23 protein-coding genes and 1 pseudogene are annotated in these 18613 nt (G+C 60.6%); 1 reads left to right on the top strand and 23 read right to left on the bottom strand.

The features are described from left to right. Positions 1–11: 11 nt before the first annotated feature. Positions 12–671, top strand: a complete 660-nt coding sequence (locus I2H19_RS01925; RefSeq protein WP_233509079.1) for an RluA family pseudouridine synthase — start codon at positions 12–14, stop codon at positions 669–671. A gap of 53 nt (positions 672–724) precedes the next feature. Here I2H19_RS01925 and I2H19_RS01920 read toward each other — a convergent pair whose 3' ends face one another. The 23 genes and pseudogenes from I2H19_RS01920 to fabG form a co-directional block, all read right to left on the bottom strand. Next, complete coding sequence (locus I2H19_RS01920) at positions 725–1471, bottom strand: DeoR/GlpR family DNA-binding transcription regulator (RefSeq protein ID WP_195620918.1); 747 nt, start codon at positions 1469–1471, stop codon at positions 725–727. 3 nt (positions 1472–1474) lie between these two features. After that, complete coding sequence (locus tag I2H19_RS01915) at positions 1475–2554, bottom strand: Gfo/Idh/MocA family protein (protein ID WP_195620916.1); 1080 nt, start codon at positions 2552–2554, stop codon at positions 1475–1477. A gap of 534 nt (positions 2555–3088) precedes the next feature. Continuing rightward, complete coding sequence (gene rplX, locus I2H19_RS01910) at positions 3089–3394, bottom strand: 50S ribosomal protein L24 (RefSeq protein WP_006235043.1); 306 nt, start codon at positions 3392–3394, stop codon at positions 3089–3091. Positions 3395–3407: 13 nt separating this feature from the next. Beyond that, a complete protein-coding gene (rplN, locus tag I2H19_RS01905; protein ID WP_006235041.1) occupies positions 3408–3776 on the bottom strand; it encodes a 50S ribosomal protein L14 in 369 nt (122 codons plus the stop codon). A 118-nt stretch (positions 3777–3894) separates the two neighbouring features. Next, entirely contained in the window at positions 3895–4155 is a 261-nt protein-coding gene (gene rpsQ / locus I2H19_RS01900) for a 30S ribosomal protein S17 (RefSeq protein WP_006235040.1), read from the bottom strand. Positions 4156–4171: 16 nt separating this feature from the next. Continuing rightward, positions 4172–4387, bottom strand: a complete 216-nt coding sequence (gene rpmC, locus I2H19_RS01895) for a 50S ribosomal protein L29 (RefSeq protein WP_006235039.1) — start codon at positions 4385–4387, stop codon at positions 4172–4174. 86 nt (positions 4388–4473) lie between these two features. Then, positions 4474–4890 (bottom strand): annotated as a pseudogene (rplP, locus tag I2H19_RS01890) (50S ribosomal protein L16); the annotation flags it as partial. Continuing rightward, on the bottom strand, positions 4890–5600 hold the full coding sequence (gene rpsC / locus I2H19_RS01885; RefSeq protein WP_006235037.1) for a 30S ribosomal protein S3: 711 nt from the start codon (positions 5598–5600) through the stop codon (positions 4890–4892). The pseudogene rplP and the gene rpsC, both read right to left, overlap by 1 nt. A 6-nt stretch (positions 5601–5606) precedes the next feature. After that, the gene (gene rplV / locus I2H19_RS01880; RefSeq protein ID WP_006235036.1) at positions 5607–5978 is read right to left on the bottom strand and encodes a 50S ribosomal protein L22; all 372 of its coding nucleotides are present in this window, start codon (positions 5976–5978) and stop codon (positions 5607–5609) included. A gap of 14 nt (positions 5979–5992) precedes the next feature. Then, a complete protein-coding gene (gene rpsS / locus I2H19_RS01875; protein WP_006235035.1) occupies positions 5993–6253 on the bottom strand; it encodes a 30S ribosomal protein S19 in 261 nt (86 codons plus the stop codon). Between the two features lie 32 nt (positions 6254–6285). Continuing rightward, positions 6286–7116 (bottom strand): 50S ribosomal protein L2, encoded by an 831-nt coding sequence (gene rplB, locus I2H19_RS01870; protein ID WP_022094198.1) that lies wholly within the window; start codon positions 7114–7116, stop codon positions 6286–6288. A 179-nt stretch (positions 7117–7295) separates the two neighbouring features. Continuing rightward, a complete protein-coding gene (rplW, locus tag I2H19_RS01865; protein ID WP_022094197.1) occupies positions 7296–7583 on the bottom strand; it encodes a 50S ribosomal protein L23 in 288 nt (95 codons plus the stop codon). Then, positions 7584–8210 carry a 50S ribosomal protein L4 gene (gene rplD, locus I2H19_RS01860; protein WP_195620914.1) on the bottom strand — a complete coding sequence of 209 codons (627 nt, stop codon included), beginning with the start codon at positions 8208–8210 and terminating at the stop codon, positions 7584–7586. 46 nt (positions 8211–8256) lie between these two features. Continuing rightward, a complete protein-coding gene (gene rplC, locus I2H19_RS01855; protein ID WP_035137484.1) occupies positions 8257–8877 on the bottom strand; it encodes a 50S ribosomal protein L3 in 621 nt (206 codons plus the stop codon). A gap of 456 nt (positions 8878–9333) precedes the next feature. Beyond that, positions 9334–9960, bottom strand: coding sequence for a histidine phosphatase family protein (locus I2H19_RS01850; protein ID WP_195620911.1), 627 nt, complete (start codon positions 9958–9960; stop codon positions 9334–9336). A gap of 39 nt (positions 9961–9999) precedes the next feature. Beyond that, positions 10000–11154, bottom strand: a complete 1155-nt coding sequence (locus tag I2H19_RS01845) for a cation diffusion facilitator family transporter (protein WP_229077188.1) — start codon at positions 11152–11154, stop codon at positions 10000–10002. A 150-nt stretch (positions 11155–11304) separates the two neighbouring features. Continuing rightward, positions 11305–12519, bottom strand: coding sequence for a PTS transporter subunit EIIC (locus I2H19_RS01840; RefSeq protein ID WP_195620910.1), 1215 nt, complete (start codon positions 12517–12519; stop codon positions 11305–11307). Between the two features lie 40 nt (positions 12520–12559). Then, positions 12560–14284: an acetyl-CoA carboxylase, carboxyltransferase subunit beta gene (accD, locus tag I2H19_RS01835; protein WP_195620909.1), complete on the bottom strand. Its 1725-nt coding sequence runs from the start codon at positions 14282–14284 to the stop codon at positions 12560–12562. Beyond that, a complete protein-coding gene (locus I2H19_RS01830) occupies positions 14271–15614 on the bottom strand; it encodes an acetyl-CoA carboxylase biotin carboxylase subunit (protein ID WP_195620908.1) in 1344 nt (447 codons plus the stop codon). The genes accD and I2H19_RS01830 overlap by 14 nt, the downstream gene beginning before the upstream one ends. Positions 15615–15624: 10 nt before the next feature. Next, a complete protein-coding gene (fabZ, locus tag I2H19_RS01825) occupies positions 15625–16047 on the bottom strand; it encodes a 3-hydroxyacyl-ACP dehydratase FabZ (RefSeq protein ID WP_117563763.1) in 423 nt (140 codons plus the stop codon). A 9-nt stretch (positions 16048–16056) separates the two neighbouring features. After that, positions 16057–16530 carry an acetyl-CoA carboxylase biotin carboxyl carrier protein gene (accB, locus tag I2H19_RS01820; protein WP_022094191.1) on the bottom strand — a complete coding sequence of 158 codons (474 nt, stop codon included), beginning with the start codon at positions 16528–16530 and terminating at the stop codon, positions 16057–16059. Between the two features lie 3 nt (positions 16531–16533). Further along, positions 16534–17781, bottom strand: coding sequence for a beta-ketoacyl-ACP synthase II (fabF, locus tag I2H19_RS01815; RefSeq protein ID WP_195620951.1), 1248 nt, complete (start codon positions 17779–17781; stop codon positions 16534–16536). A gap of 39 nt (positions 17782–17820) precedes the next feature. Next, a complete protein-coding gene (fabG, locus tag I2H19_RS01810; protein ID WP_195620906.1) occupies positions 17821–18594 on the bottom strand; it encodes a 3-oxoacyl-[acyl-carrier-protein] reductase in 774 nt (257 codons plus the stop codon). Positions 18595–18613 lie beyond the last annotated feature (19 nt).

Here is an 18613-nt window from a genome sequence, read left to right as displayed (position 1 = left end):
AAGGCTTACACGTGAACGAAGAACCTCAAGTCCTCTACTGCGACGCCTGGCTCATGGCCATCGACAAGCCCGCCGGCATGATCGTCCACGGCGACGGCACCGGCGAGCGCACGCTCACCGACTACGCCAGCGACCTGCTGCTGGCGATGGGCGACGGCTTTGCCGCGACCGACATGCAGCCGCTCAACCGCCTGGACCGCGACACCACCGGCGTGGTGTTGTTCTCGCTCGACAAGCAGACGCAGCCCGCCTTTGACCAGATGGTCATCGACCACGCTTTCGAAAAGCACTACCTGGCGCTCGCCGAGGGCAAGATCGACTGGAACGAAAAGCTCATCGACAAGCCCATCGCCCGCGACCGTCACGACAGCCGCAAGATGCGCGTCGGCGCCAGCGGCAAGCCGTCTCAGACGCGCGTGAAGGTGCTCAAACGTCTTAAGAGCCGTCGTGGCCTGCCCACGCGCTCGTATATCGATGTCGAGCTGCTCACCGGCCGCAAGCACCAAATCCGTGTGCATCTGGCAAGCGAGCGCCATCCCCTGGTTGGCGACGACCTTTACGGAACGCCGCGCCCCTGCGGCCTGATGCTCCATGCCCACAGCGTGTCCTTTACGCATCCCGTAACCGGTGAGCACATCCACATCGAAGCCCCCTGCCCCTGGGAGCCCTAAAACCTGCCAAAAAGGGCAGGCACCTTTGTGGTGGTTTTGGCATTGTCCCATCGCTAGACCGTGATGACGTTGTCCATCGACTGGTACTTGGCGGGCACCTCGCCCGCGGTGATAACCGTTGCGTCACGGAAGTCCGCGAATTTTACGGGTGCCACCATGCCAAATTTGCTGGCGTCTGAGATTACGAAGCGTTTGGCGGTATGGCGCATCGAGATACGCTTTACTTGCGCTTCCTCGATATCGGGCGCCGTGAAGCCCTGCTCGGCGGCAATGCCGTTAGAACCCCAAAAGCCACAATTGAAGTTGTAACGGTCTAGGGTTGCCAGGGCATCGGGGCCAACGAGCGCCTCGGTCTCGGGCTTGAGCTCGCCACCTAACACCACGGTGCGCATGCCGCGCAAAGCAAGGTGCTGAGCATGGAGCACGGAATCGGTCACATAGGTGACACTCTCAAGGCGCGGAAGATGCTCGATGAGCTTGAGCGTCGTCGAGCCTGAGTCGATGTATACAAAGCTCTCGGGCTCCACAAGCGCCGCCGCACGGGCGCAGATACGCTCCTTGTCGTCGTTATGGAGGTCACTGCGCTCATTGAGCGTTAGGTCGCGCGTCACGTGCGCGCGCTCAAGACTCGTCGCTCCACCGTGGACCTTGGCGATGCGGTGCGCTCGGTCGAGCGTCTGCAGGTCGCGCCGAATGGTGGACGCCGTCACGCCCAGGGTATCGGCAAGCTCTGGCACAGTAACCGAGCCAGCCCGCTGCACCATCGACACAATCGTATTGAGCCTATCTTCCGCAAGCATCGCTTACTCCTCCTCGGGGTAGACGACTCCCCAATCGGCGCGGAGCTTGGTCATGAGCTCCATCACATCAGAAGCATAATCCAGAAGCTCACGCTTGGAATCGTCGCCGGCGACGGCCTGCTCGAGGTCAGCCATCTCGTAGCACAGGGCATAAGCCTCGGTGCCCGCGGCGACCTCCTCGCGATGACCGTCCGCGGTCCACACGATCGTCGCGTGATCGGCGCGCGGATACTCGTTGACCTCGATGTAGCACTTATCGAAGCTGATAACCGAGCGCTTGGGCTGCTTGGAGTGGAGCGTAAGGCTCACAACACCCAGCTGCTGGTCTGCATTACGGCAGACGATGCCGCCCGCAACGTCAACGCCGGTCTCACAGGTGTTGCCCAGCGAGACGACCTCAGCGGGCTGGCTTGCCATAAAGAGACGCATGACGGACAGGGCATACACGCCAATGTCGAGCATGGCGCCGCCGGCGAGACTACGGTTGTAGAACCGGTTGGTCAGGTCCCCGTACTCCTTATAGCTGCCAAAGTTGAGCTGGGCGAGGTTCATGCGACCAAAGTCGCCCGCATCCATGCGGCGGCGCAGCTCCTGATACAGCGGCATGTGAAGCACCGTGGTGGCGTCCATAAGGACGACGTTGTGCTCGTCGGCGATGGCACGCGCCTCGTCGAGCTCAGCGGAATTGAGGGTAATGGCCTTCTCGCAGAGCACGTGCTTACCAGCTGCCAGAGCGGCTCGCAGGTAGGTGATATGCGTGTTGTGCGGCGTGGTGATATAGACGGCGTCGATGTCCGGATCGGCGTAGAGGTCCTCGACCGTCTCGTACACCTTCTCGACGCCATACTGCTCGGCAAAAGCCTGGGCTTTGGAAAGCGTACGGTTGGCGACACCCGCGAGCTTGCGGCCGGCCAGCGCGAGGGACTGGGCCATTTGGTTGGCGATAACACCGCACCCGATCACTGCCCAGCGAAGCTCGGGAGCCGTAAAGATGTCGTTTGGGAACGGCTGATTCTGGACCGAGGCAAACGCCGCCTTTGCGGCTGCCTCGGCGTCGAGCGGAGCCTGTTTGGAATCTGCCATGATGTGCCTCCTGAGTCATCGGAAGTTCTTCATTTCTAACAACCCTATAGTCGCACAATTGCGCGCGTATCTGCTCGTGTTTGCGTATTTATTTGCTTATCGGTCATTATTTAGCCATAGTTGGCAGATGTTTGCGCGGCTATGCGCATTATCGCGCAAGGCTATGCGCGTAAATGCGCATGCGACGATCCTTGTGAAACATAAAGGGACGGAACACCAAAGCCCTAAAAGACAGACCCAGCTGTATTATTTCACCCCTCTGGGGGCATCAGACATCAAAGGATCGTCCCAAACTGCCGGCACATAGAGACTGTCCCCCCCCCCCCCCCAACGACTGGTCATTTAAGTCTGTCCCCAATGAATGGTCGTCCCCAGCTGCCGACAGAAAATGAACGCCCCCAGGTGCCGGCATTTCAACGGCCACTCATTTAAGTCTGTCCCCAATGAGTATGTCCCCAATGAGTAGGGATAGAAAAAGGCCCGGGTGCCGTGGGGCATCCGGGCCTTTGCTAGCAACTTGATGTTGCGGGCAGCTTAGAACTTGTGGCCGCACTTCTTGCAGACGCGCAGCTTGTTCTTGCCGTCCTTCTCGTGACCGACGCGGGTAACCTTACCGCACTCGGGGCAAACGAGATTGACGTTGGAGGCGTCGATGGGGGCCTCCTGCGAAACGATGCCGCCCTGCTGGTTGGCAGCGTTGGGCTTGACGGCCTTCTTGACGACCGAAACGCCCTCGACAACGACCTTGTTCTCGGCGGGGAGAGCACGCAGGACAACGCCCTGCTTGCCGCGATCCTTACCAGAGAGAACCTGGACCTTATCGCCCTTCTTGATATACATATATCTCCCCTAACTACAGGGTCTCGGGAGCGAGCGAGACGATCTTCATGTACTTCTTGTCACGAAGCTCGCGAGCGACGGGCCCGAAGATACGGGTGCCGACGGGCGAACCATCGTTATTGATGACAACGCAGGCGTTCTCATCAAAGCGAATGTAGGAGCCATCCTTGCGGCGGATCTCCTTAACGGTGCGAACGACGACGCAACGGACAACGTCCTTCTTCTTGACGTTGGCGCCAGGGGTAGCCTCCTGGACAGCACCGATGAACACATCGCCGATGCCTGCATAACGACGCTTGGAACCGCCAAGCACCTTGATGCAGCGAATCTTGCGAGCGCCGGAGTTGTCGGCGACGTTCAGCATGGTTTGCATCTGAATCATGGTAGATGTTCCTCCGAACTAAGAACCGAAGAGAGGTGCGCAGCCTTTATGCGGCCCGTGGTATGCAAGCCAGGCATACGCACATCTTCGGAAACGTACAAGTCGTAAGAGCGACTGCTTATTTAGCGCGCTCGACGACCTCGATGAGGCGCCAACGCTTCATCTTGGACATAGGACGGGTCTCCATAACGCGGACGGTGTCGCCCACGCCAGCCGTGCACTCCTCGTCGTGAGCGTGCAGCTTCTTGGAGCTGGTCATCATCTTGCCGTACTTGGGGTGACGCTTGCGCTCGGTGATGGTGACAACAATGGTCTTGGCACCGGAGACGGAGGTAACGACACCCGTACGGACCTTACGCGAGTTACGCGAATCAGTCATGTTCTCTCCTTAGGTCCTACTCGGCGACAGCGGACTTCTCCGCTGCGATCTCGCGGGCGCGCTGCTCCGTGAGGACGCGAGCGATGTCCTTCTTCACGGTGTTGACGCGAGCGGTGTTGTCCAGCTGGCTGGTGGCCATCTGAAAACGAAGGTTAAAGAGCTCGGCGCGCATTTCCTTCAGCTTCTCAACGAGCTGAGCGTCCGAGAGCTCACGAATCTCTGCGGGCTTCATTAGTTCTCCTCCTTGGCGGCGGCGGCGTCCTCAGCAGCCCACTTGGCCTCGAGAGCGGCCTCCTCAGCCATCTCCTTCTCGATGCGCTGCTCAGCGTTCTTAGCAGCAACAATCTTGGTCTTGATGGGGAGCTTGTGCTGCGCAAGACGCAGAGCCTCGCGAGCGACCTCCTCGGGAACACCCTTGACCTCGAACATGATGCGGCCGGGCTTGACGACGGCCACCCACTCCTCGGGGTTACCCTTACCAGAACCCATGCGAGTCTCGGCAGGCTTCTTGGTGATGGGCTTATCGGGGAAGATCGTGATGTAGACACGACCGCCACGCTTCATGTAGCGGGTCATGGCAATACGAGCGGCCTCGATCTGACGGTTGGTGATCCAATGGGCCTCGAGAGCCTGGATACCAAACTCGCCGAAATGCAGCTCGGTATTACCCTTGGCCTGGCCCTTCATGGAGCCACGCTGCACCTTGCGGTGAAGAATACGCTTAGGGGCAAGCACTACTGACCCCTCCTCTCGGAGTTACGACGACGAGGACGGGAAGAGCCCTCGAGTGCAGGGTTGGGAACAGGCTGGCCCGGGAGCTTCTCGCCCAGGTAAATCCAGACCTTCACGCCGCAAGCGCCCATGGTGGTGCTGGCGACAGCCGTGCCGTAGTCGATCTTGGCACGGAGGGTGTGCAGAGGCACGCGACCCTCGCGGTACCACTCACGACGGCCCATCTCGGCACCGCCGAGACGACCGGAGCACTGGATACGGATGCCCTTAGCGCCGGCCTTGCGGGCGGACTGGACAGCCTTGCGCATAGCGCGACGGAAGGCAACGCGGCCCTCGAGCTGCTCGGCGATAGACTGAGCAACGAGGTTGGCGTCGAGCTCGGGGCGCTTGATCTCGACAACGTCGACGGAGAGCTGGCCCTTGGAGACGCCAGCGACCTTCTCGAGCTCGGTACGGAGGGTATCGATCTCGGCACCCTTCTTACCGATGACAACGCCGGGGCGAGCAGTGAGGATGATGACCTTCACCTTGTCGCCAGCGCGCTCGATCTCGACGCGGGAGACAGCTGCGCGGGAAAGACGCTTCTCGAGGTACTTACGAATCTCGAGATCGTTACCGAGGGTCTTAGCGTAATCCTTCTCTGCGAACCAGCGGGAGCGCCAGTTCTCGGTGATGCCAAGACGGAAGCCGGTGGGGTAGACTTTCTGACCCATACAGCTTTACGCCTCCTTTCGAGGAGCAACGACGACGGTGATGTGGGAAGTACGCTTCAGAATGCGAGAAGCGGAACCCTTGGCGCGGGGACGGATGCGCTTAAGCGTCGGACCCTCGTCAACATAGGCAGCGGCGACAACCAGGTTGTCGGCACGCAGACCGTTGTTGTTCTCGGCGTTCGCAACGGCGGAACGGAGAACCTTCTCGACATCCACGGCGACGGCGCGGTCGCAGAAGTGGAGGATGTCGAAGGCCTGAGCGACAGGCTTGCGGCGGATCAGATCGACCACCAGGCGGGCCTTGCTGGGGGAAACACGCACGTACTTAGCGACGGCGCGAACCTCGGTGGCCTCAGTTTCAATAGACTTAGTTGCCATTTACGGTTAACCCCCTATTTGGCCTTGTGGCCACGGAACGTACGAGTCGGCGCGAACTCGCCGAGCTTGTGACCAACCATGGACTCGGTAACATACACGGGCACATGCTTGCGGCCGTCGTGGACGGCGATGGTGTGACCAACCATCTCGGGGAAGATGGTGGACGCGCGGGACCAGGTCTTCACGACGTCCTTCTTGCCAGCCTCGTTCATCGCGGTGATACGCGAGAGAAGGCGAGTCTCCACGAACGGGCCCTTTTTGAGACTTCTGCTCATAAGTGCTTTCTCCTAAAACTCGGTATCCGAAATTACTTCTTACGGCGACGAATGATGTGCTGGTTCGAGACCTTCTTCTTCTTGCGCGTACGAAGGCCCTTCGTCGGCTTACCCCAGGGGGTAACGGAGGGACGACCAGAGGTGTGGTTCTTGCCCTCGCCACCGCCGTGCGGGTGGTCGACAGGGTTCATGACGGTACCGCGGACGGTCGGGCGCACGTTCATGTGACGCTTACGGCCGGCCTTGCCGATGACGATGTTGGAGTGATCGGCGTTGCCGACCTCACCGACGGTGGCGCGGCAGGTAACGAGGATGCGGCGCATCTCGGAGGAAGGCATACGGACGATAGCGTACTTGCCCTCCTTACCCATCAGCTGGCAGGAGTTACCGGCGGAACGGGCGATAGCAGCGCCCTTGCCCGGCTGGAACTCGACGGCGTGGATGAGCGTACCGACGGGAATGTCGGCGAGGGGCAGAGCGTTGCCCGGCTTGATGTCGGCGTCAGAACCGGACATGATGGTCTGACCGACCTCGAGGCCCTTGGGGGCCAGGATGTAGCGCTTCTCACCGTCAGCGTAGTGCAGCAGAGCGATGCGAGCGGAACGGTTCGGATCGTACTCGATCGTGGCAACCTTGGCGGGCACGCCGTCCTTGTTGCGCTTGAAGTCGATCACGCGGTAACGACGCTTCACGCCGCCGCCCTGGTGGCGGGTGGTGATGCGGCCGTTGTTGTTACGACCGGCCTTCTTGGGCAGGGGCTCGAGAAGAGACTTCTCGGGCTTGGTGCAGGTGATCTCGGAGAAATCGGAGATCGTCTGCCAACGCCTACCAGCGGAGGTCGGCTTAAGGTGCTTTACAGCCATTACAATCCCTTTCAATAGGAATCCGTTAGCCATCGCAGACAGGGATTCGAGGTTCTGCCTCGGGTGCGATGACACCGGACGTATACACGGTTCCGGGCGTGTCCATTTTATACGCCCAAAACCTTGAGCTCTCGCCTCCCCTATTTGGGAGGCATGAGCTCACTCAACAGCAGCGAGTCTTAGGCCTGGTTGCCAAAGACCTCGATGGTGTCGCCCTCGGCCAGCGTGACGATGGCCTTCTTCCAAGAACGGGTCTTGCCGGCGACATAGCGCACGCGCTTGGTCTTGGGCTTGACCGTCAGGGTGTTCACGCGAACGACCTTGACGCCGAAGATCTCCTCGACAGCGTCCTTGATCTGATACTTGTTAGCATCCTTGGCGACCTCGAACGTGTACTTGTTCAGCTCCATGCCGGAGAAGGAACGCTCGGACACGATCGGACGGATGATGATCTCGTGGGCGGTCATTTATGCAAGCACCTCCCCGAAGTGAGCGGCGATGTCGGCGGGCATCAGCACAGCGTTGTTGTTGACGAGATCGTAGGTGTTGGCCTCGTCAGCGGTGATGATGAACGTCTTGGGAATGTTGCGGAACGACAGGTAGGCGTTGACGTCCTCATCGCGAACGATGATGGTCAGACGCTTGCCCTCAAGACCGAGAGCCTTGAGCATGGCGACGGCAGCCTTGGTGGAAGGCTTCTCGAAGCCGTAGTCGTTGACGAGCACGAGCTCGCCATCGGCCAGCTTGGCGGACAGCGCGGAGCGCATAGCCAGCTTGACCTCCTTGTTGTTCATACGCTTAGCGTAGGAACGGGGCTTGGGGGCGAAGACAACGCCACCGTGACGCCACTGGGCAGCACGGATGGAACCCTGGCGGGCACGGCCGGTGCCCTTCTGACGCCAAGGCTTCTTGCCGCCACCGGAAACCTCAGAGCGACCCTTAGCAGACTGGGTGCCCTGACGCCAAGAGGCCATCTGGCACTTGACGATGTGGTGCATAACGTGGATGTTCGGCTCGATGCCGTACACCTCAGCGGCGAGCTCGGCCTCGGCGACCTTCTTGCCCTCGCTGTTCTTTACTTCAAACTTTGCCATTTAAGTGTTCTCCTTGGTATGACGCTGGGCTAAATGGGCTGGGCCCTTAGGCCATACGGATGGCGACGAGACCATTCTTGGCACCCGGGACAGCGCCCTTGACCAAGATGAGGTTCTGCTCGGCATCGATGCGGACAACGGAAAGGTTCTTGACGGTAACGCGCTCGTTACCCATGTGACCGGCCATCTTGACGCCCTTGAGGACGCGCGCAGGATAGGCGCACTGACCGATAGAACCGGGGTGACGCTGGAAGTGAGAACCATGCGTCATAGGACCGCGGCGCTGACCCCAGCGCTTGATGCGACCCTGGAAGCCCTTACCCTTGGAGGTACCGATGACGTCGACCTTCTCGACATCAGCGAAATCAGCGACGGTGACGACCTCGCCGACCTTGTGCTCCTCGCCGTTCTCGACGCGGACCTCACGAAGGAAGCGAACAGGCTCGACGCCAGCCTTGGCGAAGTGACCAGCCATGGGCTTGTTCACGTTCTTGGCCTTGATGTCGCCGAAACCGATCTGGACGGCGTCATAGCCGTCGGTTGCCTGAGTTTTAACCTGCGAGACAGCGCAGGGGCCAGCCTGGATGACCGTGACGGGAACGACGTTGTCGTCCTCGTCCCAAACCTGGGTCATGCCAATCTTGCGGCCGAGAATCATGCTGATCAAGATATGATCCCAACTCTCGCGTGGTCTTGGGACAATGCGTACACCACCGAGCGTACGCCCCTAGAGGACCACTACTTACACGACGTGCTCCCCAGCCTTGTATTTCGCCCGGACTACCTGACAACCCTATTAAGCAGGCATTTTGTCCAGCCAGAATACTCCCCTGGTTTCACACAGCTGTTTAGTATACACGGCTGCGGGCGTATCCATCGAGATTCATATTTCACTCACATTGTTTACGCAGGTAAAGTGCGTGGCACGTCTCCCGAGCTTGGCAGAGGGGCGGGGCCGAGAGTAGTTAAGGTTGCTGCTCTACAGTCCTGCTCACGACGGAGAGCACATTAAGTGCTCTCCTGTTCGTGCGGAACTCGCGACAACCTTAACTACTCTCGGCCCCGCCCCTCTGCCAAGCTCGGGAGACGATACGTTGATGTCTGCTTAACTCTGCTCGCTCAGCTAATTACTTTGTTGAGGGTCCACTATTTGCTGGAGGGTGAACTTACATTGATGAGGTTCGCCTTCTACTTGTGGCTTTTGCTCATCGAAATCGAAGATCATGATGGCGCAGTTGGGGAGTTTTGTTGGGAGCTCGAAGCCCTCTGGGGCTGCAGCCTTGATGAATTGGCGGCTGGCGCTGCCGTGGCTTACTGCTAGGAGGGTTTCGATGCCCTCGGAGCCCATGAGATTGGTGAGGGCGCCTACCATGCGTTCTTGCAGTGCGCGGCTTCCTTCTCCTCCGAAGGGGACCAGGTCCTCGCCCGGATCCCAAACGTCGGTGGGCAGGGCGTCGTGGGGGCCTTCTTCGAAGGTGCCGTAGCTGCGCTCGATAATGCCTTCACAGAGCTCGACTGCGGCGTCCGGACCGAGGAGTTCGCATGCGACAAGACTTGCCGTGTCCATGGCTCGGCCTAAGGGTGATGAGACCACTTTGTCGGGGACGACGCTGTGGGCTTTGAGCCATGCGGCCGCTGCCCGTGCCTGCTGACGGCCCAGATCGGTGAGCGGTGAATCACAGCGACCCTGGACGAGCTTTTTGACGTTGAATTCCGTCTGGCCGTGGCGGAGTAGGTATAGGCGCTTCATGCTCTCCTCTTCTGTATAACTTGCTTTGCCGGCACAGCCCTACTCGTGGGTATGCCCTACGTAGTCTTCGTCGATCGTAATCTTGGCAATCGACTTGGGATATTCCGATTCGACCCGTTGTGCCAGCGCGTGCTTTAAGTCTTCGGCACTCATCTGCAGATCCGAGGGACGCACGCAGTCAAAGATCACGTTGGTGTGCGTGGGGCCCGGCACACAGCGCAAATCATGAATCGAAAGGCGGCTATCGATCTCTTGAGCCATAGCGTTGATGCGCAAGCGCATGCTCGCCACCTTTGGATCGTCGGTCACGATGGGGTCGTAGTGAAGTGTGACAATCATGCCGTCTTCGTTCCTAAACGACTGCTCGATGTTATCGAGCGTGTCGTGACTTTCCAGCGGGCTGGCCTCGGCTGCCATCTCGGCGTGAGCGCTTGCGAACTTCCTGCCCGGGCCGTAGTCGTGAACCATCAAATCGTGAACTCCCAAAACGCCGGGATAGCTCATGATCTTGTCTCGAATGTGCTTGACCAGCTTAGGATCGGGCGACTGACCCAAAAGCGGGCTCACCGTATCTTGAATAAGTTCAAAGCCGCTCCAGCCAATATAGGCGCCAACGGCAAGGCCAACCCATGCGTCAAGATTGATGTGCGTCACCTGCGAAACAATTGCACATGCCAGCACGGCGCCTGTGGCAAGAACATCGTTCTTGGAATCCTGGGCAGTCGCATGCAGTGTCTCGGACTCGATACGGTCGCCGAGCTTTTGGTTGAGCGCCGCCATCCACAGCTTAACAACCATCGAAAGCGCCAGGACTGCCACCAGGGCAAGCGAGAACTCGACAGGTTCGGGGTGGATGATACGCTCAAACGAGGACTTCACCAGTTCAAGGCCAATGAGAAGCACGAGCGCCGCCACGACAAGACCCGAGAGGTACTCGTAGCGACCATGGCCGTATGGATGCTCGGGGTCGGCGGGCTTGCTCGCCAGCTTAAAGCCCAGCACGCTCACGATATTCGAGCTGGCATCGGACAGGTTGTTCATGGCATCCGCCACAATCGAAACCGATCCCGAAACCACACCGATTGCGCCCTTCGCAGCACAAAGCGCCACATTGGCGACAATACACACCATGCCCGCTAACGTGCCCACACGCGCACGATCGCCCTGCGCGCGCTTAACTATCCACTCGACCATCTGCATCCGCCCCCACGGTACTACCTATATATCTATTGCTCAAACGGATTGTAGTGTAGCCACTTTGTCTCCCAGATACAAAGAGGCCGCAGCCCGCACGGGCCACGGCCTTGGAGCATGACAAAAGAATCGTCCTTTTGTCGCACAGGTTTATGCGCTTACTTCAGCAGCGCTCGCCACTGTTTCGGGTGAATCGGCCCCGTCTTCTGCCGCCTGTCCCTGCGCCGGCACCACGCCAAAGCAGTAGCTCAGCGCCGCAGACACCGCAAATGCCACACCGCCGGCAACGCAGCACCACAGCAGGTTCGAGATGCCGCCCGTGGCAAAGCCAATGACCATAAGGACATTCGTCATGCCGATGGTATAGGCCGTAACGTGGCCCACGGCCGCAACAAGGCCTCCGACGGCGCCGCCAATGGCCATGTACGTCAGGCACCTGCCATATTTAAAGCCGCAACCGTACAGCGCCGGCTCGCTTACGCCGCCAAGAATACCCGAGATTGAATAGCCCAGCATGAGTGCCTTCTCGTCCTTATCCGCAACGCGGAGCGACGCGCCAAAGGGCATGCCCCAAACGGCGAACGTCGCCATCGTCGCGGCGATCAGGATGCACGAATCCGTTCCCACACTCATAAACTGAGCATAGGCAAGCGATAGGACAACGTTGCTGACGCCTGCAATCTTAAGAAACTCCCAACCCGCGGCAAGCCCCATGAGCGTGAGCAGCGACACGATGCCACCGGAATTGCCAAGCATAAACATAAGCTGGCCCAACAGCATGCCCAGATAGCTGCCCGCCGGCGCCGTAATACACAGCGAAACCGGAACCATGACAAGCATGGTCGCAAACGGAACGAACGAAAACGCCACGGCCTTAGGGATAACGCGCTGAAAGAAACACTCCACTCGCCATAGCACGGGCACCGAGATGAGAACCGGAATAACAGTCGTCGTGTAATCGTTGACCGGCGCAGGAAGCAGACCATACACGGAAGTCATCGATGCCCCCGTCGTCGATGCGGCATCGACAAGCTTGAGTAAATCGGGTGCAATCAATACGCCGCCCAGCATCATGCCCAGCTGCTCCGAGCAACCGAGCTGGCGGGCGGCCGCCCAACCAAGATAAATGGGCAAAAAGTAGTAGCCGGCGTTATAGAGCCAACTGTAGAACAGGCGATAGATATCGGAATCGGCAGACCACAGGCCCAGCATGCCTTCGCCCATAATGACAGCGACGGTGCGGAACAACGCCGCGCAGACAATAAACGGCAGCGCCGACATCATGCTTTTGGACAGATAGTCCACCACGGCCATGGCGTTTGATGAAACCGACGTTGTAAACGAGGTGTTAGAAACTTGTAGCATGGAACGCCTTTCCCAATATGACATGCGGGCTGTCCCTTTGTCACATCGTGCGGTATCGACCGATTGCGCGGTACTTTTCGTAGCGGAGGTTTGTGAGGGTCGCGTCGTCGAGCTGCCCAAGCGTATCGAAGGCATCAAATGCCGAGGACATGACGGCACCGGCGATCTCCTCATGCGACAGGCCCTTATCGTCAACAATGCCGTCGATGATGCCGAGCGCCAGCAGATCGGGGGCCGTGAGCTTAAGCGCCTCGGCGGCCTCATCCGCACGCTCGGTATCCTTCCACAGGATCGACGCACAGGCCTCGGGGCTCACGACTGAATAGGCCGAGCTCGAGAGCATCAGGATGCGGTCGGCCACGGACAGCGCCAGCGCGCCACCAGAGCCGCCCTCGCCTGTCACCACCGAGACAATCGGTGTCTTAAGGCCGCTCATCTCCATGAGATTCTGAGCAATCGCCTCGCCCTGGCCGCGCTCCTCGGCACCGATGCCGCAAAACGCGCCCGAAGTATCGACCAGGCACAGAACCGGTCGACCAAACTTTTCGGCCTGGCGCATAAGGCGACGCGCTTTGCGGTAGCCCTCGGGATGTGCCATGCCAAAGTTGCGACGCATGCGCTCTTTGGTCGTGGTGCCGCGCTCGATGGCGATGACCGTTACGGGGCGCCCGTCTTTCCAGCCAATGCCAGCCACCACAGCGGCGTCGTCGCCAAAGTAGCGGTCGCCGTGCAGCTCCACAAATCCATCCAGGCCCAGCGAGATCATCTCGCCTGCCGTGGCGCGATCTGCCGAGCGGGTCTGTTTGACAATCTCGAGCGCGGTTTTTGGTGCGGCCGAGCGCTTGAACAAGTGTCCCAGCTTTTTGCCGCGGCGACCCGTATGCACGATCTCATGCGGTGCCCCCAGGCCGGGCGCGTGCCCTTCGTGCAGCGCCAGCAGCTCGCCTACCGTGAGCGCAATCTCGCCACGCGGAACAACGGCATCGCAAAAGCCGTGCTCCAGCAAAAACTCGGAGCGCTGGAATCCCTTGGGCAGGCGCTTGTGCATGTTCTGCTCGATCACGCGCGGGCCGGCAAATGCCGTCAGGGCATCGGGCTCGGCCAGGATAATATCGCCCTCCATGGCAAAGCTCGCGGTTACGCCTCCGGTCGTGGGGTCAGTGAGCACCGTGATATACAGGCCGCCCGCCTCGCTATGGCGCCTAACCGCCGCAGAGATTTTGGCCATCTGCATGAGCGAGGTCACGCCCTCCTGCATGCGGGCGCCACCCGATACGGTAAAGCCAACGACCGGCAGTCCCAGCTCGGTCGCACGCTCAAATGTGCGGCAGATCTTCTCGCCCACCACGGAACCCATCGAGCCCATCATAAAGTTGGCGTCCATAAAGAAGAGCGCCGTATCGCAACCGCAGATTTTGCCCTTGCCGCACACAACGGCATCGCGCTCGCCCGAACGTTCGCTCACGCTCTTGAGCTTGTCGGCATAGCCGGGAAACGAAAGGAAGTCCTCCGGCGCCAGACTGGCATCCCATTCCTCAAACGTGCCCTCGTCAATCGTCATGCGCATGCGGTCGCGCCCGCTCACGCGAAAGTGTTTGCCGCAACGAGGGCAGACCTCGAGGTTGTCGTGCAGGCGCGCCTCATCGATCACGCGGCGGCACTCCGGGCACTTGATAAACACGTGGCGCGCGGGAAACTCGGCGCACGACTCGGTCATCGGTCCCTCGAGGACGTTGACCGTCTTCGCTTTTCTATTCATCAGCATAGAGATGCCCCATCAGATCGGTGTGATACATGCCCGACAAGAACTCGTCGTTTGCCAGCACGTCGAGCTGAAGCTCGCTGTTTTCGCTCACGCCCTCAATCACGAGCTCGCCCAGGGCCGAGCGCATCTTGCGAATGGCGCCGTCACGCGTGGGCGCACACACGATGAGCTTGCCGAGCATGGAGTCGTAGTACGGCGGAACTTTCGCACCGGTAAACATGGCGGAATCCCAGCGCACGCGCGGACCACCCGGCACACGCAACGCGGTGACCGTTCCGCATGACGGCAGAAAGTCCGGCGTTTCGGCATTGATGCGACACTCCATGGCGTGGTTGCGGACCGGCATGTCCTCCTGCTCAAAGGGCAGAGGCTGGTCGGCTGCCACGCGCAGCTGCCACTTGACCAAGTCGGTATCGGTCACAAACTCCGTAACCGGGTGCTCCACCTGCAAGCGCGTGTTCATTTCCATAAAGTAGAAATTGCCGTCGTCCGAATACAGGAACTCGATGGTACCGGCTCCTTCGTAGCCGACGGCACGAGCCAGGTCACGCGCTGCCTTGTGCATGCGAGCACGAATGTCGTCGTGTCCGTCGAGGCACGGCGCGGGGCTCTCCTCGATAAGCTTTTGGTTGCGCCGCTGCACCGAGCACTCGCGCTCGCCGAGCGAAAACACATGGCCCTGCTTATCGGCCATAATCTGCACCTCAACGTGATGCGCCGGCGCGACGAACTTCTCCATGTAGCACTCGCCGTCGCCAAAAACGGCCTCGCCCTCGGCGCGTGCTTCAATAAAGGCCTTTGCCGCATCTTCCACGCGCTCGACCTTACGAATACCGCGACCGCCGCCGCCCGCACGCGCCTTAATAAGCACGGGGCAGCCAATGCGCTCAGCCTCGGCCGTTGCCTCCTCGGGACTTTTGAGCAAATCGCAGCCCGGCACGATGGGCACGCCCGCCGCGGCAGCCGTTCGACGCGCGGCGTCCTTGTCGCCCATGCTGTCGATCACCTTGGCCGAAGGACCGACAAACGCCAGGCCATACTTGTCGCAGTCGCGCACAAAGCTCGCCTTCTCGGAGAAAAAGCCATAGCCGGGATGAATTGCCTTAGCTCCCGACTTTACGGCACAGGTGAGCACGGCATCGTCGTTGAGGTAGCTCTCGGCAAGACGCGGACCGCCGATGCAATACGCCTCGTCGGCAAGCTGCACGTGCAGCGCGTCCGCATCGGCCGTGGAATAAACGGCGACGGTCTTGATGCCCATATCGCGGCACGCGCGGATAACACGGACCGCGACTTCGCCGCGGTTGGCGATGAGCACTTTGTCGAACATGAAGCCTTCCTTAACTTTCGTGCATGAGTGCAAAAGACATATCGGCGCGGCAGCAAACCTCACCGTTGACGCTCGCAGTACCCGTCGCAAAGCGGAACGGCCCGCGCGCACGCGTGATGGTGCACACCAGATCAACCGTGTCGCCCGGGCGCACCGGACGCTTAAAGCGCACCTTGTCCAGACTCGTGTAGAACGGCGTCGCGCCGCGCGCTTCCTCATCGCCCATCAGCAGCACGCAACAGTTTTGGGCGAGCATCTCGCACTGAATCACGCCGGGGACCACCGGGTTTCCCGGAAAATGCCCCTGCAAAAAGTACTCGTCGCCCGTAATCGTGATCTTGCCGTGGGCCTCGTCGCCCACCAGCTCGGCCTCGTCGAGCAAAAGCATCGGTTCGCGATGCGGCAACAGTTCCTTAAGCTCTTCTTTGTTCATGGATATCACCTATCCGATCCTCATGAGGCAGCTGCCAAACTCCACGAGGTCGCCGTCGGCCACGCAGATCTCGAGCACCTCGCCGTCTGCCTCTGCCGTCACCTCGTTGAGAACCTTCATGGCCTCGATGATGCAGAGCGTCTCGCCGGCCTTGACCTTAGAGCCCACGTGCACAAACGGCTCGTCGCCCGGCGCCGGGGCAGCATAGAAAACGCCGACCATGGGAGCGGTCACCTCGGTGCCCTTGGGCTCCGGTGCGGCGGCAGGTGTCTGCGCGGCGGGCTCCGGTGCGGCAGGCGCGACTGTGGGAGCTGCAACTGGAGCGGCCATAGCGCTCGGCATGGGCATGGGCACGGCAACCGGCTGTGCGGCGCTCGCGCGCTCGAGTTCGACCGCGGTGCCATCGGGCTCCTCAACGCGTACGCGCGTGAGGCCGCGGTCCTCCATAACATCGGCTATCTCGGCAAGTCTTTTGGAATCCATGCTCTAGCTCCTCGTATATCTACGCAGCGCGATGGCGACGTTGTGTCCGCCAAAGCCCAGGTTGGTCGAAAGCGCCCAGGTAAGGTCGGCGCGAACCGCGCGATTGGGCGTGTAGTCAAGATCGCAGGCGGGATCGGGCGTGTGGTAGTTAATGGTCGGCGGCACCACGCCCTGCTCGAGCGCCATGGCGCAGGCCATGACCTCGATGGCGCCCGTGGCACCGATCATGTGGCCGGTCATCGACTTAGTCGACGAGACGTGCGCGGCGCGCGCCGCGTCCTCGCCGAGCGCACGCTTAATGCCCGCCGTCTCGGACGAATCGTTGAGCTTGGTCGATGTGCCGTGGGCATTGATGTAGAGGCCCTCGGAAGGCCTGACGTCGCCCTCGGTCACCGCCAGCGATATCGCGCGGGCAATGCCGGCAGCCTCGGGATCAGGGCTCGTGATGTGATAGGCATCATCGGTGTTGCCGTAGCCCACGACCTCGGCATAAATGTGCGCACCGCGCGCCTGCGCATGTTCCATGCTCTCGAGCACGAGCACGCAGGCGCCCTCGCCCATCACAAAGCCATCGCGGTCTGCATCGAACGGGCGGCAAGCCGTCGCGGGATCAGGGTTGGTGGTCAATGCGCGGCAGGACGTAAAGCCCGCAACGGCATCGGGGATAATTGCAGCCTCGGCGCCGCCCGCGAGGATCGCGTCGGCATAGCCGTGCTTGATGGCGCGGAACGCCTCGCCCACCGCATGGGCCGAGGTTGCGCACGCGGTCACCACGGGCAGGGTCGGGCCCTTTGCCTTGTGGCGGATTGCGATATTGCCCGATGCCATGTTGGGGATCATCATCGCGATCATATAGGGCGATGCGCGACGGGGCCCACGTTCGGCAATCGTATGGACGTTGTCGACGAGCGTCGTCATGCCGCCCACGCCCGAGCCCACGTAGACGCCCAGGCGCTCGCGATCGATGGCGCCTTCGACATCAAAGCCCGCATCGTGCATGGCTTCGTCCGAAGCCGCCATCGCAAACTGAACGCAGGGGTCGAGATGCTTGGCGTCACGCTTGCCAAAGTACTCGTTGCCGTCAAAGCCCTTGACCTCGGCTGCCACCTTGACGGCAAACGCATCGGTATCGAAGTGCGTGATCGGGCCGATGCCGCACGTGCCGGCGCACATGGCCGCCCAGGTGGCAAGCGCGGTGTTGCCGAGCGGCGACACGGCACCGATACCGGTGATTGCAACTCTCTGTTCCATCATGGTCTCCTCATCCAAGCCGTTCTTCGGCCCTGGTTTCTACATCGCCATTCCGCCGTCGACGCGTACGACTTCGCCCGTAATGTAGGCAGCCGCATCGCTCACTAAAAATCGCACCACACCGGCCACCTCTTCGGGCTGCGCCATACGCTTAAGGGGAATCTGCTCCTCGGTTACCGTACGCACCTTCTCCGAGAGCTTTGCCGTCATATCCGTCTCGACAAACCCGGGGGCAACCGCGTTCACTCGTACGCCGCGGGGCGCAAGCTCGCGCGCCACCGCCTTGGTCAGGCCGATCACGCCCGCCTTGGAGGCAGCGTAGTTGGCTTGCCCGGCATTGCCCATCAGGCCCACGACCGAGCTCATGTTGACGACGCAACCGCCGCGCTGGCGCATAAAGGTCTTGGTGAGCGCGCGCGTCATGTTGAATGTTCCCTTGAGATTGACGTCGAGCACGCGGTCGAAGGCGTCATCGCCCATGCGCATGAGCAGGCCATCGCGGGTGATGCCAGCGTTGTTGACGAGCGCCCAAATGGAGCCAAAGTCGTTGAGGACCGCTTCCACGCACGCGTTGACGGCAGCGGGGTCGGCCACGTCACATTGATATGAGCGCGCCGTGGCGCCAGCCGCCTCGCAGGCGTCGCACGTCTCGCGCGCCGCATCGACGCTGCCGGCATAGACGACGGCGATATCGTAGCCATCCTCCGTCAGACCGATAGCGCAGGCGCGGCCGATACCCCGCGAGCCGCCCGTGACCAGTGCCACGCGACGTGAGTCGTTGCGCTCGAGCGCGCCATTGTTCAAGTTGCCCATGTCATTCCTTTCGGGTTAC

Origin of the sequence: Collinsella aerofaciens (assembly GCF_015560135.1) — a bacterium.
GTDB classification, from domain to species: domain Bacteria; phylum Actinomycetota; class Coriobacteriia; order Coriobacteriales; family Coriobacteriaceae; genus Collinsella; species Collinsella aerofaciens_AN.
The sequence above is the reverse complement of the archived record's forward strand: the minus strand, read 5'-3'. Positions and strand labels throughout refer to the sequence as shown.

What these genes read in the sequence shown, in the direction of transcription:
- rplX (WP_006235043.1), bottom strand. Translation starts at nt 3,394, where the DNA reads ATGTATATCAAGAAGGGCGATAAGGTCCAGGTTCTCTCTGGTAAGGAT.
- rplD (WP_195620914.1), bottom strand. Translation starts at nt 8,210, where the DNA reads ATGGCAAAGTTTGAAGTAAAGAACAGCGAGGGCAAGAAGGTCGCCGAG.
- rpsQ (WP_006235040.1), bottom strand. Translation starts at nt 4,155, where the DNA reads ATGACTGATTCGCGTAACTCGCGTAAGGTCCGTACGGGTGTCGTTACC.
- I2H19_RS01840 (WP_195620910.1), bottom strand. Translation starts at nt 12,519, where the DNA reads ATGCTACAAGTTTCTAACACCTCGTTTACAACGTCGGTTTCATCAAAC.
- rplV (WP_006235036.1), bottom strand. Translation starts at nt 5,978, where the DNA reads ATGGCAACTAAGTCTATTGAAACTGAGGCCACCGAGGTTCGCGCCGTC.
- rpsC (WP_006235037.1), bottom strand. Translation starts at nt 5,600, where the DNA reads ATGGGTCAGAAAGTCTACCCCACCGGCTTCCGTCTTGGCATCACCGAG.
- I2H19_RS01845 (WP_229077188.1), bottom strand. Translation starts at nt 11,154, where the DNA reads ATGGTCGAGTGGATAGTTAAGCGCGCGCAGGGCGATCGTGCGCGTGTG.
- accB (WP_022094191.1), bottom strand. Translation starts at nt 16,530, where the DNA reads ATGGATTCCAAAAGACTTGCCGAGATAGCCGATGTTATGGAGGACCGC.
- I2H19_RS01915 (WP_195620916.1), bottom strand. Translation starts at nt 2,554, where the DNA reads ATGGCAGATTCCAAACAGGCTCCGCTCGACGCCGAGGCAGCCGCAAAG.
- rpsS (WP_006235035.1), bottom strand. Translation starts at nt 6,253, where the DNA reads ATGAGCAGAAGTCTCAAAAAGGGCCCGTTCGTGGAGACTCGCCTTCTC.
- rplB (WP_022094198.1), bottom strand. Translation starts at nt 7,116, where the DNA reads ATGGCTGTAAAGCACCTTAAGCCGACCTCCGCTGGTAGGCGTTGGCAG.
- I2H19_RS01830 (WP_195620908.1), bottom strand. Translation starts at nt 15,614, where the DNA reads ATGTTCGACAAAGTGCTCATCGCCAACCGCGGCGAAGTCGCGGTCCGT.
- rpmC (WP_006235039.1), bottom strand. Translation starts at nt 4,387, where the DNA reads ATGAAGCCCGCAGAGATTCGTGAGCTCTCGGACGCTCAGCTCGTTGAG.
- rplN (WP_006235041.1), bottom strand. Translation starts at nt 3,776, where the DNA reads ATGATTCAGATGCAAACCATGCTGAACGTCGCCGACAACTCCGGCGCT.
- I2H19_RS01850 (WP_195620911.1), bottom strand. Translation starts at nt 9,960, where the DNA reads ATGAAGCGCCTATACCTACTCCGCCACGGCCAGACGGAATTCAACGTC.
- fabF (WP_195620951.1), bottom strand. Translation starts at nt 17,781, where the DNA reads ATGGAACAGAGAGTTGCAATCACCGGTATCGGTGCCGTGTCGCCGCTC.
- fabZ (WP_117563763.1), bottom strand. Translation starts at nt 16,047, where the DNA reads ATGAACAAAGAAGAGCTTAAGGAACTGTTGCCGCATCGCGAACCGATG.
- I2H19_RS01920 (WP_195620918.1), bottom strand. Translation starts at nt 1,471, where the DNA reads ATGCTTGCGGAAGATAGGCTCAATACGATTGTGTCGATGGTGCAGCGG.
- rplW (WP_022094197.1), bottom strand. Translation starts at nt 7,583, where the DNA reads ATGACCGCCCACGAGATCATCATCCGTCCGATCGTGTCCGAGCGTTCC.
- fabG (WP_195620906.1), bottom strand. Translation starts at nt 18,594, where the DNA reads ATGGGCAACTTGAACAATGGCGCGCTCGAGCGCAACGACTCACGTCGC.
- accD (WP_195620909.1), bottom strand. Translation starts at nt 14,284, where the DNA reads ATGCTGATGAATAGAAAAGCGAAGACGGTCAACGTCCTCGAGGGACCG.